The sequence below is a fragment of the Pseudomonas paralactis genome (assembly GCF_001439735.1).
Taxonomy (GTDB): domain Bacteria; phylum Pseudomonadota; class Gammaproteobacteria; order Pseudomonadales; family Pseudomonadaceae; genus Aquipseudomonas; species Aquipseudomonas paralactis.
In genome coordinates this window covers 214,414-227,172 of record NZ_JYLN01000002.1, presented here as the reverse complement: position 1 = coordinate 227,172, position 12,759 = coordinate 214,414, and the positions used below count along the sequence as shown (strand labels likewise).

Annotated in this window: 11 protein-coding genes; 8 read left to right on the top strand and 3 right to left on the bottom strand. The window is 59.4% G+C overall.

The features are described from left to right. Position 1: 1 nt before the first annotated feature. The 3 genes from dapC to map all read right to left on the bottom strand — a co-directional run bounded on the left by dapC (position 2) and on the right by map (position 4,896). Positions 2-1,201 carry a succinyldiaminopimelate transaminase gene (gene dapC, locus TX23_RS05250; RefSeq protein WP_057701316.1) on the bottom strand — a complete coding sequence of 400 codons (1,200 nt, stop codon included), beginning with the start codon at positions 1,199-1,201 and terminating at the stop codon, positions 2-4. Between the two features lie 143 nt (positions 1,202-1,344). Then, positions 1,345-4,047, bottom strand: coding sequence for a [protein-PII] uridylyltransferase (locus TX23_RS05245; RefSeq protein WP_057701315.1), 2,703 nt, complete (start codon positions 4,045-4,047; stop codon positions 1,345-1,347). A gap of 66 nt (positions 4,048-4,113) precedes the next feature. Then, complete coding sequence (gene map / locus TX23_RS05240) at positions 4,114-4,896, bottom strand: type I methionyl aminopeptidase (protein WP_032877377.1); 783 nt, start codon at positions 4,894-4,896, stop codon at positions 4,114-4,116. 387 nt (positions 4,897-5,283) lie between these two features. Between map and rpsB the strand changes: the two genes are divergently transcribed. The 8 genes from rpsB (at position 5,284) to rseP (ending at position 12,757) form a co-directional block, all read left to right on the top strand. After that, positions 5,284-6,021, top strand: coding sequence for a 30S ribosomal protein S2 (gene rpsB / locus TX23_RS05235; RefSeq protein ID WP_003189158.1), 738 nt, complete (start codon positions 5,284-5,286; stop codon positions 6,019-6,021). 191 nt (positions 6,022-6,212) lie between these two features. Next, a complete protein-coding gene (gene tsf / locus TX23_RS05230) occupies positions 6,213-7,076 on the top strand; it encodes a translation elongation factor Ts (RefSeq protein WP_005785711.1) in 864 nt (287 codons plus the stop codon). Positions 7,077-7,286: 210 nt separating this feature from the next. After that, a complete protein-coding gene (pyrH, locus tag TX23_RS05225; RefSeq protein WP_003189161.1) occupies positions 7,287-8,030 on the top strand; it encodes a UMP kinase in 744 nt (247 codons plus the stop codon). Then, a complete protein-coding gene (frr, locus tag TX23_RS05220; RefSeq protein WP_003189163.1) occupies positions 8,027-8,584 on the top strand; it encodes a ribosome recycling factor in 558 nt (185 codons plus the stop codon). The genes pyrH and frr overlap by 4 nt, the downstream gene beginning before the upstream one ends. Before the next feature lie 17 nt (positions 8,585-8,601). Then, complete coding sequence (uppS, locus tag TX23_RS05215; RefSeq protein ID WP_057701314.1) at positions 8,602-9,357, top strand: polyprenyl diphosphate synthase; 756 nt, start codon at positions 8,602-8,604, stop codon at positions 9,355-9,357. Next, positions 9,358-10,164, top strand: coding sequence for a phosphatidate cytidylyltransferase (locus TX23_RS05210; protein ID WP_057701313.1), 807 nt, complete (start codon positions 9,358-9,360; stop codon positions 10,162-10,164). After that, complete coding sequence (ispC, locus tag TX23_RS05205) at positions 10,161-11,351, top strand: 1-deoxy-D-xylulose-5-phosphate reductoisomerase (RefSeq protein WP_057701312.1); 1,191 nt, start codon at positions 10,161-10,163, stop codon at positions 11,349-11,351. Before TX23_RS05210 ends, ispC begins: the two co-directional genes overlap by 4 nt. A gap of 53 nt (positions 11,352-11,404) precedes the next feature. Further along, positions 11,405-12,757, top strand: coding sequence for a sigma E protease regulator RseP (rseP, locus tag TX23_RS05200; protein ID WP_057701311.1), 1,353 nt, complete (start codon positions 11,405-11,407; stop codon positions 12,755-12,757). Positions 12,758-12,759: the final 2 nt, after the last annotated feature.

The window sequence follows — 12,759 nt, the reverse complement described above, 5'->3', positions numbered from 1 at the left end:
TTCAGCGGCGGCGCTGGATAAACGCGCGAATCCGCTCTGCCGCTTCCACACATTCGGCCAACGGCGCAACCAACGCCAGGCGTACACGGCCAGCGCCCGGGTTGAAACCGTCCACTTCCCGTGACAGGTACGACCCCGGCACCACGGTTACATGTTCTTCCACGAACAAATCGCGGCAGAAGGCGGCGTCGTCGCCATTCACATTCGGCCACAAATAAAACCCACCGTCCGGGCTTTGTACATCCAGTACCGGCGTGAGAATGGCTAGCACCGCATCGAACTTCTCGCGGTACAGGTCACGGTTGGCCAGTACATGGGCCTCGTCCTGCCAGGCGGCGATGCTGGCCAACTGGGTTTGCACCGGCATCGCGCAGCCATGGTAGGTGCGGTACAGCAAAAACGCTTTGAGGATGTCGGCATCGCCAGCCACGAACCCCGAACGCAGGCCCGGCAGGTTGGAGCGCTTGGACAGGCTGTGGAATACCACGCAGCGCTTGAAATCCTGGCGACCCAGCTCGATGCAGGCGCTGAGCAGGCCCGGAGGCGGGGTTTGTTCGTCGAAGTAGAGTTCGCTGTAGCATTCGTCGGCGGCGATCACGAAGTCGTATTCGTCGGCCAGGGCGATAAGTTTTTTCAGGGTGTCGACCGGGATCAGCGCGCCGGTCGGGTTGCCCGGGGAGCACAGGAACAGGATCTGGCAGCGCTTCCAGACATCCGGCGATACGGCATCGAAGTCCGGGTTGAAGCCATTGGTATCCAGGCACGGCAGGTAATGCGGCTTGGCCCCGGCCAGGAACGCAGCACCTTCGTAGATTTGGTAAAACGGGTTCGGGCTCACCACCAGTGCGTCGTCGCCGCGGTTAACCACGGTCTGGGTGAAGGCGAACAGCGCTTCGCGGGTACCGTTGACCGGCAGGATGTTGCGCGCCGGGTCCAGCCAGCCCTTGGGCACGTTGAAGCGGCGTTCGCACCAGGCGCCGATGGCTTCGCGCAGCGCCGGGATACCCAGTGTGGTGGGGTACACCGCCATTTGATCGAGGTTATTGCTCAGGGCCTCGGCAACGAAGGCCGGTGAAGTGTGCTTGGGCTCGCCGATGGACAGTGCAATCGGGCGTTTGTCCGGGTTCGGCGTCACGCTGCCGAGCAGGGCGCGCAGTTTCTCGAAGGGGTAGGGCTGCAACTGGTTAAGGGCGTTGTTCATATAAGCCTCTGTCACGGTGAGCGCGGACCCTGTGGGAGCTGGCTTGCCTGCGATGGCCTCACTGCGGTCGAGCTGACGCACCGAGGTATCTGCATGGCAGGCAAGCCAGCTCCCACATGACTCCTGTTCACAAAGTTAAGAATTCAAATAGTCAGGCGTGTCAGTTCGACGCCGGGTTCCTGGGTCACGCTCAATTGCTCCACGATCGCGGCCTGTAAACGCAGGCACAGCTCTGGGTCGGACAGCGGCTGATTGTCGGCATCGGTAATGAAGAACACGTCTTCTACCCGCTCGCCAAGCGTCGCGATCTTGGCGTTCTGCAATGACAGGTCGAACTCCAGGAAAATCCCGCCGATACGCGCCAGCAGCCCCGGGCGATCCGGTGCGCTGAGTTCAAGCACGGTCACGGGTCGCTGGGCGTCGTTGGAAATGGTCACCTGTGGCGCAAAGGCAAAGTGCTTGAGCTGGCGCGGTACCCGGCGCTGAATGATGGTGGGGTAGTCGTCAGGGTTGCGCAGGGCTTCGGTCAGGCCCTCGCGGATTTTTTTCACCCGCGCCGGGTTATCGCCGATCGAGTCGCCGTCGGTGTCGAGCACGATGTAGGTGTCGAGGGTGAACTGGCTGCTGGAAGTGATGACCCGGGCGTCATGGATGTTCAGGTTGAGCTGGTCCATGGCGGCCACGGTCACGGCGAAGAAGTCGTGCTGGTCCGGCGCGTAGATGAAGATCTGCGTGCCGCCTTCGAATTCACGCTGGGTGGTTTCCTTGATCAACACCAGTGGGCCACCATCGGCCGGTTGCTGCAGGATTGCATCGCTGTGCCAGGCCACGTCGCCGGCGGTGTGGCGCAGGAAATAATCGTCGCCCAGTTGCGACCAGAGCTGCTCGACGTCGTCCGGGTCGTTACCCCCGCGTACCAGAATATCCAGGGCCGCGCTTTGGGTGCGACGGATCTGTTCTTCGCGGTCCACCGGGTTCTCCAGGCCGCGGCGCAGGGCGCGCTTGGTCTCGGTGTACAGCTGGCGCAACAGGCTGGCGCGCCAGGAGTTCCACAGTGTGGGGTTGGTGGCATTGATATCGGAGACGGTCAGCACATATAGATAGTCCAGACGGGTCTCATCACCGACGATGCCGGCAAAGTCGTGGATCACCTGCGGGTCTGACAAGTCTTTGCGCTGCGCGGTGGTCGACATCACCAGATGGTTTTGCACCAGCCAGACGATCAGGCGGCTATCCCACAAGGGCAACTGGTGGCGCTGGCAGAAGGCTTCGGCGTCCACGGCACCGATTTCCGAGTGATCGCCATGGCGACCCTTGCCGATGTCGTGATACAGGCCCGCCAGGTAAATCAGCTCGGGCTTGGGCAGCTTGGCCATCAGCTTACTGGCCAGCGGGAATTTCTCTGATACCTGAGTGTATTGCAACTTACGCAAGTGCTTGATCAGGTTCAGGGTGTGGGCATCCACGGTGTAAATGTGGAACAAGTCATGCTGCATTTGCCCGACGATAAAGCCGAACTCCGGCAGGTAGCGCCCGAGAATGCCGTAGCGGTTCATGCGCCGCAGGTTGCGGTGGATGCCGATGCGGCACTTGAACAGTTCGATAAACAGGCTGGTATTGCGGATATCGTTGCGAAAGTCGTCGTCGATCAGGTGACGGTTTTCCCGCAGCAAGCGGATGGTATCGGCGCGCACGCCTTTGATGTCCGGCTGCTGGGCCATCAGCACGAAGATCTCCAGCATGGCGAACGGGGTACGGCGGAACACGTTGTCGTTGCGTGCTTCGATATAACCGTCATGCAGTTGGAAGCGCGCATTGATCGGCTGCGGCGGCGCTTCGTCTTCGGGGGCCAGGATCACCTCTTCGAAGTGCTGGATGATCAGGTCGCTGAGCTGGGCAATGCTCATGACCACCCGATAATACTGTTGCATGAAACTTTCGATGCTGGTCTTCGCGTCTTCGCCCTCAAAGCCCAGCAGGGTTGCGATGGAACGCTGGTGATCGAACAACAGGCGGTCTTCGGAGCGACCGGCGAGCATGTGCAGGGCGTAGCGCACCTTCCACAGGAACTCCTGGGACGACGCCAGCAGAGTGTTTTCGCTCTCCACCAGAAAGCCTTCGCCAGCCAGGGCGCGCAGGTTCAGCGTGCCGTATTGGCGGCGGGCCACCCACAAAATCGTCTGGATATCCCGCAGCCCCCCCGGGGAGCCTTTGACGTTGGGCTCCAGGTTGTATTCGGTATCGTTGTACTTGTGGTGTCGCGCCTTCTGTTCGGCGCGCTTGGCCAGGAAGAAATCCTTGCTCGGCCACATGTGTGCGGTGCTGGTGACTTCGAGCATGCGCTGGCGCAGGCGCTCGGGGCCGCAGATGGTGCGGCTTTCCATCAGGTTGGTGACCACCGTCAAGTCGGCACGGGCCTCTTCGGCGCATTCGTCTACCGAACGCACGCTCTGGCCGACTTCCAGGCCGATGTCCCACAGTAATGTCAGAAAACGCTCGATGGAATCGCGAAAGGTTTCGTGGTCGGCGCTGCCCAGCAGGATCAACAGGTCGATGTCGGAGTAGGGGTGCAGTTCGCCGCGACCGTAGCCGCCGACCGCCACCAGGGCGATATCGGCGTCTGCACTCCAGCTGAACTGTTCCCAGGCTTTTTGCAGGATGTTATCGACGAACCAGGCGCGGTCTTCGATCAGTCGCCTGATGTCCCGACCACTGCGAAAACGCGCGTCGAGCACCTCGCGTGCCTGGCGAATGGCTTTTTTGAAGGCGGCGATGGGGCTCGCCTTCAATGCCAGCTCGGCCTGGAACTGGCCACGGTCGAAGAGTTCGGGATCCACCTGGGGCATTGATCGGCTTTCCTATCTATCTATAGAGTCAGTCACACGGTTGAAGCTGGAAAACCGACGCAACCCTCACGCCGAAACGCGAGGGATCGTGTCGTCTGCGCGCAACGTGAAGATCTCGTAGCCGGTTTCGGTGACCAGCAGCGTGTGTTCCCACTGGGCCGAGAGCTTGCGGTCTTTGGTGATGGCGGTCCAGCCGTCGCCCAGCACTTTGGTATCGGCCTTGCCCTGGTTGATCATCGGCTCGATGGTAAACGTCATGCCGGCCTTGAGTTCCATGCCGGTGCCGGCGCGGCCGTAGTGCAGGATCTGCGGTTCTTCGTGGAATACGGTGCCGATGCCGTGGCCGCAGAACTCGCGCACCACCGAGAAGCCGTTCTTTTCGGCGTGCTTTTGGATCACTTCACCGATGTCACCCAGGCGGCAGCCGGGTTTGACGATTTCGATGGCCTTGTACATGCACTCCTGGGTCACCTGGGACAGGCGTTCGGCCCAGACCGGCACGTTACCGACGTGGAACATGCGGCTGGTGTCGCCGAAGTAGCGGTCCTTGATCACGGTGACGTCGATGTTCAGAGTGTCGCCGTCCTTCAGTGGCTTGTCCCCGGGAATGCCGTGGCACACCACGTGGTTGACCGAGGTGCAGATCGACTTGGGGAAGCCTTTGTAGTTCAGTGGCGCAGGGATGGCCTTTTGCACGTTGACGATATAGTCGTGGCAGATCTGGTTCAGGGTTTCGGTGGTGACGCCCGGCTTTACGTGCTCTGCAATCATTTCCAGCACGTCGGCGGCCAGTTTGCCGGCGATGCGCATGCCGGCGATGTCTTCGGCGGTTTTCAAACTAACGGTCATACAGGCTCTCTCTAGCGCGACGCGCTGAAATCAATACGGTTTACGGGCGTGCGACAAAAGGTTGCTGAGCTCGCACAAGCCACAAAAAACGCGATTCTACCAGACGCGGGCGGTAAATCATGAGCCTCTGACGATCGCTTCTCTCTATAGGGTGGGGGTAAATCCGCTCTATTCAACGGGTTGCGCGCAGGTCGCTGCGGTCAGGTGTGATTGCGGGTTTCGTTTTCGCCCTTGCTGTGGTATAAAATGCGCCGCTTTCCGGGGATACCCCGAAAAGCTTAAATCCACACACGTGTCGACACGATGACCTGGGTGCCGGAGGCCTTGATGCCGCTGGTTGGTCATTGGGATACGTGGAGGCCAAACCCGACTTATTAAGGAACTATCATGTCCCAAGTCAACATGCGCGATATGCTGAAGGCCGGTGTGCACTTCGGTCACCAGACCCGTTACTGGAACCCGAAAATGGGTAAATACATTTTCGGCGCGCGTAACAAGATTCACATTATCAACCTTGAAAAAACCCTGCCAATGTTCAACGAAGCTCTGACTTTCGTAGAGCGTCTGGCCCAGGGCAAAAACAAGATCCTGTTCGTCGGCACCAAGCGTTCCGCTGGCAAGATCGTTGCTGAAGAAGCAGCACGTTGCGGTTCGCCGTACGTCGATCACCGCTGGTTGGGCGGTATGCTGACCAACTTCAAAACCATCCGTGCTTCCATCAAGCGTCTGCGTGACCTTGAAGTGCAAGCCGAAGACGGTACTTTCGCCAAGCTGACCAAGAAAGAAGCGCTGATGCGCTCCCGTGACCTGGAAAAGCTCGATCGTTCCCTGGGTGGTATCAAGGACATGGGCGGTCTGCCTGACGCACTGTTCGTTATCGACGTTGATCACGAGCGCATCGCGATCACCGAAGCCAACAAGCTGGGCATCCCGGTTATCGGCGTAGTCGATACCAACAGCAGCCCGGAAGGCGTTGACTACATCATCCCAGGCAACGATGACGCAATCCGCGCTATCCAGCTGTACATGGGTTCGATGGCTGACGCTGTAATCCGTGGTCGCAACCACGTTGCTGGCGGTACCGAGCAGTTCGTTGAAGAAGCTCCGGTAGCTGCCGCTGAGTAACTGACGCCCTGGCGTTGACTCAGTAAGCAAAAAGGGGGCTTGGCCCCCTTTTTGCCACCTCGAAAACCATTTGTCGGCAGCGCAGCTACATCATTTGTAACGTGCAGCGGCCTACAACTGAAATTCGGGAAGAATTGATCGCCCGTTTGATCGGGTGGAATGGTTGAAAACCTATCCAAGAGGATTTTGAAATGGCAGAGATTACTGCAGCGTTGGTTAAAGAACTGCGTGAGCGTACCGGCGAAGGCATGATGGATTGCAAAAAGGCCTTGACCAAGGCCGGCGGCGACATCGAAAAAGCCATTGATGACATGCGTGCTTCCGGCGCCATCAAGGCTGCCAAGAAAGCAGGCAATGTCGCTGCTGAAGGCGCTATCGCTCTGAAAGAAGACGGCAAATCCGCCGTTCTGCTGGAAGTTAACTCCCAGACCGACTTCCTGGCTCTGCAGGATGACTTCAAGGCATTCGTTGCTGCCAGCGTCGAAAAAGCTTTCGCTGACAAGCTGACCACTGTTGAGCCTCTGATCGAAGCTCAAGAAGCAGCTCGCCTGGTACTGGTCGGCAAGGTTGGCGAAAACGTCAACATCCGTCGCCTGGTTCGCGTTGAAGGTGACGTGGTTGGTGGCTACCTGCACGGCAACAAAATCGGTGTAGCAGTTGTTCTGAAAGGCGGCGACGTTGAGCTGGCCAAAGACATCGCTATGCACGTTGCTGCAAGCAACCCTGAGTTCCTGCTGCCTTCGGAAGTTTCGGCCGAAGCGATCGAGCGTGAAAAAGCTGTGTTCCTGCAGCTGAACGAAGAAAAAATCAAAGGCAAGCCAGAAAACATTGTTGAGAACATGGTCAAAGGCCGTATCAGCAAGTTCCTGGCCGAAGCAAGCCTGGTTGAGCAGGCGTTCGTCAAGAACCCTGAAATCAAGGTTGGCGAACTGGCCAAGAAAGCCGGTGCCGAAATCGTTTCCTTCACTTACTTCAAAGTAGGCGAAGGCATCGAGAAGCCGGTCGACAACTTCGCTGAAGAAGTTGCTGCCCAGCTGGCTGCCGCCAAGCAATAAGACAGTCCCAAACTGTCGCCGAAAGAGGCTGCCCGCTCACGCGCGCAGCCTCTTTTCAAATGGGAAGGCCAATTTTATTTGGATTCCTCTCGGAACTGGCTTACAAAGCCGTGTTCCGATGGCGCTGTGACAGCGTCCAGCTAGAGTGAACGCAAGCCGTAAACGGCTCGCCAAGAATTTTTAAAAAATACGCCGCAGGAGAGATTCGCAATGGCTCAGCAGGGCAGTGGTTATCAGGCTCGCTATAAACGCATTCTACTCAAGCTCAGCGGCGAGGCCCTGATGGGCTCGGAAGAGTTCGGGATCGACCCCAAGGTGCTTGACCGCATGGCGCTGGAAGTCGGCCAATTGGTCGGTATCGGTGTGCAGGTCGGCCTGGTGATTGGCGGCGGCAACCTGTTCCGTGGCGCGGCACTGAGTGCGGCCGGTATGGATCGGGTCACTGGCGACCACATGGGCATGCTGGCCACTGTGATGAACGCCCTGGCCATGCGCGACGCTCTGGAGCGTGCCAATATCTCGGCCATCGTGATGTCGGCTATCTCCATGGTTGGCGTGACCGATCACTACGATCGCCGCAAAGCCATGCGCCACCTGAACTCCAAGGAAGTGGTGATCTTTGCCGCCGGCACAGGCAACCCGTTCTTCACCACCGATTCGGCTGCGTGCCTGCGCGCTATCGAAATCGATGCCGACGTGGTGCTCAAAGCCACCAAGGTAGATGGCGTATACACTGCAGACCCATTCAAAGACCCGCATGCAGAGAAGTTCGATCATCTGACCTACGATGAAGTGCTGGATCGCAAGCTGGGTGTGATGGACCTGACCGCTATCTGCCTGTGCCGCGACCACAAGATGCCGCTGCGCGTATTTAACATGAACAAGCCCGGCGCCCTGCTGAATATCGTACACGGCGGCGCGGAAGGGACTCTGATCGAGGAAGGCCAACAATGATCAATGAAATCAAGAAAGACGCCCAGGCGCGTATGCAGAAATCCCTGGAATCGCTGAGCCATGCATTTGGCCAGATCCGTACCGGCAAGGCGCACCCGAGCATCCTGGGTAGCGTGATGGTGCCTTACTACGGTTCCGACACCCCGCTCAGCGGCGTGGCCAACGTGACCGTAAAGGACTCGCGTACCCTGCAAGTCGTGGCGTTCGAGCGCAACATGCTCGCGGCAGTCGACAAGGCGATCCAGAGCGCCGGCCTGAACCTCAACCCGACCAACCTCGGCGAGTTGTTGTTGATTTCCATGCCTGCACTGACCGAAGAAACCCGCAAGGGCTTCACCAAGCAGGCGCGCAGTGCCGCTGAAGATGCGCGCGTTGCTGTGCGTAACATCCGTCGCGATGCGTTGGGTGACCTGAAGAAACTGGTCAAGGACAAGGAAATCAGCGAAGACGAAGAGCGTCGTGCCGTTGCTGATATCGACAAGTTGACCAAGGACGCCGAAGCCCAGATCACCAAGGCTACCGAAGAAAAAGAAAAGGACCTGATGGCCGTATAAGGGGTCAGGACGCCTTTATGGAAAAGACCAAGCAGACTGTGCCCTCCGTGGTGCCGCGCCATGTCGCGATCATCATGGATGGGAATAATCGCTGGGCGAAAAAACGCTTTATGCCGGGTGTTGCCGGGCATAAAGCGGGTGTTGACGCGGTAAGGGCGGTGATTGAGGTGTGTGCCGAGGCCAAGGTCGAGGTGCTGACCTTGTTCGCCTTTTCCAGTGAAAACTGGCAGCGGCCTGCCGACGAAGTCAGTGCCTTGATGGATCTGTTCTTCAAGGCCCTGCGTCGTGAGGCCAAGCGCCTCAATGACAACAACATCAGTCTGCGCATCATTGGTGATCGCTCGCGGTTCCATCCGGATCTGCAGGTCGCCATGCGCGAAGCCGAGGCCATCACCGCCGGCAGTAATCGTTTTGTGCTGCAGATTGCGGCCAATTACGGTGGCCAGTGGGATATCGCCCAGGCTGCGCAACGGCTTGCCCGCGAAGTGCAGGCCGGTCATCTGCGCCCCGAAGACATTACGCCCGAACTGTTGCAAACCTGCCTGGTGACCGGCGACCTGCCGTTGCCGGACCTGTGTATACGTACCGGTGGCGAACATCGCATCAGCAACTTCCTGCTGTGGCAGCTAGCCTATACCGAGTTGTATTTCTCCGACCTGTTCTGGCCGGACTTCAAACACGATGCCATGCGCAATGCGCTGGCCGATTTCGCTTCCCGTCAGCGTCGTTTCGGTAAAACGAGCGAGCAGATCGAAGCTGGAGCCCGGGTTTAAATGCTTAAACAACGAATCATCACGGCACTGATTCTGCTGCCGATTGCCCTGTGCGGTTTTTTCCTGCTTGAAGGCTCCGGCTTTGCGCTGTTTATCGGCCTGGTCGTGACCCTGGGCGCCTGGGAATGGGCGCGCCTGGCGGGTTTCAGCAACCAGTTGCCGCGTGTGGCATACGCCGCAGTCGTCGCGGTGCTGTTGTTCCTGATGTATATCCTGCCGGACATCGCGCCCTGGGTATTGGGGGCAGCGGTGCTGTGGTGGGCGTTGGCAACATTCCTGGTGCTGACCTATCCACGCACCAGTGGTCAATGGTCCAGCGTGGCCTGCAAGCTGGTGATCGGCTTGCTGATCCTGCTGCCGGCCTGGCAAGGGCTGGTGGAAATCAAGCGCTACCCTCTCGGTAATGAACTGATCCTGGCCGTGATGGTGCTGGTGTGGGGTGCCGATATCGGCGCCTACTTCTCGGGTCGCGCGTTCGGCAAGCGCAAGCTGGCTCCGGCCGTCAGCCCGGGCAAGAGCTGGGAAGGCGTGTACGGCGGCCTGGCCTTGACGCTGCTGATCACGCTCGTCGTGGGTGTGATGCGTGACTGGTCGGTGAAGGAGGTTCTCCTGGCCTTGCTGGGCACCGCTATCGTCGTGTTTATCTCGGTGGTGGGTGACCTCACCGAAAGCATGTTCAAGCGCCAGGCCGGGATCAAGGACAGCAGTAACTTGCTGCCGGGTCATGGTGGTGTGCTGGACCGCATCGACAGCCTGACTGCTGCGCTGCCAATCTTTGCCGTGCTGTTGTGGATGATCGCCTCGTGAGCGGCCTGCAACAGGTTACCGTGCTGGGCGCGACCGGCTCGGTTGGGCTGAGCACTCTGGATGTCATCGCTCGTCACCCGGATCGTTACCAGGTTTTTGCGCTGACCGGCTTCACGCGTTTGCGCGAGTTGCTGGCCTTGTGCGTGCGCCACTCACCGCGCTTCGCCGTTGTGCCCGAGGCGGCGCAGGCTCGCGGGCTGCAGGAAGATCTGCGGGCCGCGGGTCTGACCACCCAGGTGTTGGTCGGGGAAGCAGGGTTGTGCCAGGTGGCGGCCGACGCCGATGTGGATACCGTGGTGGCGGCGATTGTCGGTGCGGCGGGTTTGCGTCCGACACTGGCGGCAGTCGATGCCGGCAAGAAAATTCTGCTGGCCAATAAAGAAGCGCTGGTGATGTCCGGTGCGCTCTTCATGCAGGCCGTGCGCAAGAGTGGGGCGGTGCTGCTGCCGCTGGACAGCGAGCACAACGCAATCTTCCAGTGCATGCCCGGGGATTTCGCCCGCGGCTTGAGCCAGGTCGGCGTGCGCCGAATTCTGCTGACGGCATCCGGTGGCCCCTTCCGGCAGACTCCGCTGACTGAGCTTGAACATGTGTCTCCCGACCAGGCGTGCGCGCATCCGAACTGGTCCATGGGGCGCAAGATTTCCGTGGACTCGGCCAGCATGATGAACAAAGGCCTGGAGTTGATCGAGGCGTGCTGGTTGTTCGATGCACGGCCTGATCAAGTCCAGGTGGTGATTCACCCGCAAAGCGTGATTCATTCCCTGGTTGATTACGTGGATGGTTCGGTGTTGGCGCAGTTGGGCAACCCGGACATGCGCACGCCGATCGCCAACGCCCTGGCCTGGCCGGAGCGGATCGATTCCGGCGTTGCACCCCTGGACCTGTTTGCAATTGCGCGCCTGGACTTCGAAGCTCCGGACGAGCAGCGTTTTCCGTGCCTGCGTCTGGCGCGGCAAGCGGCCGAGGCGGGTAACAGTGCGCCGGCGATGCTCAATGCGGCCAACGAAGTGGCCGTGGCGGCGTTTCTCGAACGGCGCATCCGCTTTCCACAGATCGCGAGTATCATCGAGGACGTCCTGAATCTTGAGCCGGTCGTGGCTGTAAATGACCTGGGAGCGGTATTTGAGGCCGATACCAAGGCCCGAGCCTTGGCCCGGCAATGGCTGGATCGCGACGCGCGTTAGCGGGTAGGCGGGTTTGAGCCATCAGGCATTGGATTGAAATGCGGAGAAATTAGATGAGTGCGCTCTACATGATTGTCGGCACCCTGGTTGCTCTGGGTGTGCTGGTTACCTTCCACGAATTCGGCCACTTCTGGGTGGCGCGTCGTTGCGGCGTCAAGGTATTGCGCTTTTCCGTTGGTTTCGGCATGCCATTGTTGCGCTGGCATGATCGTCGTGGCACCGAGTTCGTGATCGCCGCTATCCCGTTGGGTGGCTACGTCAAGATGCTCGATGAGCGCGAAGGTGAAGTGCCGGCTGATCAATTGGACCAGTCTTTCAATCGCAAGACCGTTCGTCAGCGTATCGCAATTGTCGCAGCGGGCCCGATCGCCAATTTCCTGTTGGCGATGGTGTTCTTCTGGGTTTTGGCCATGATGGGCAGTCAGCAGGTGCGTCCGGTCATCGGTGCGGTCGAGGCGGACAGTATCGCGGCCAGGGCCGGCTTGGTGGCTGGGCAGGAAATTGTTTCCATTGATGGCGAACCGACCACCGGTTGGGGTGCGGTCAATTTGCAGTTGGTGCGTCGTCTGGGTGAAAGCGGCACCGTCGATCTGGTGGTGCGTGACCAGGATTCCAGCGCCGAAACCCCGCGTGCGTTGGCTCTGGACCATTGGCTCAAAGGCGCCGATGAGCCTGATCCGATCAAATCCCTGGGGATTCGTCCTTGGCGTCCGGCCTTGCCGCCGGTATTGGCGGAGCTGGATCCAAAAGGTCCGGCCCAGGCCGCTGGCCTGAAAACCGGTGATCGCCTGCTGGCCCTCGATGGCCAGGCGCTGGGTGACTGGCAGCAGGTGGTCGACCTGGTACGTGTGCGGCCTGATACCAAAATTGTGCTGAAAGTTGAGCGCGAGGGTGCTCAAATCGATGTTCCCGTGACCCTGTCGGTTCGTGGGGAGGCCAAGGCAGCCGGGGGTTACCTGGGTGCCGGGGTCAAAGGTGTCGAGTGGCCGCCATCGATGGTTCGAGAGGTCAGCTTCGGGCCTTTGGCCGCGATTGGCGAGGGCGCGAAACGCACCTGGACCATGAGCGTGCTGACCCTCGAATCCCTCAAGAAAATGTTGTTCGGTGAGCTCTCGGTAAAAAACTTGAGTGGACCGATAACCATTGCTAAAGTGGCGGGCGCTTCTGCCCAGTCGGGTGTCGCGGATTTCCTGAATTTCCTGGCTTATCTGAGTATTAGCCTTGGGGTTCTGAATTTGCTGCCCATTCCAGTATTGGATGGGGGGCATCTGCTGTTTTATCTGGTCGAGTGGGTGCGTGGTCGCCCCTTGTCGGATCGGGTGCAGGGTTGGGGGATACAGATCGGTATCAGTTTGGTGGTCGGGGTGATGTTGTTAGCTCTGGTCAACGATCTGGGACGACTGTAACG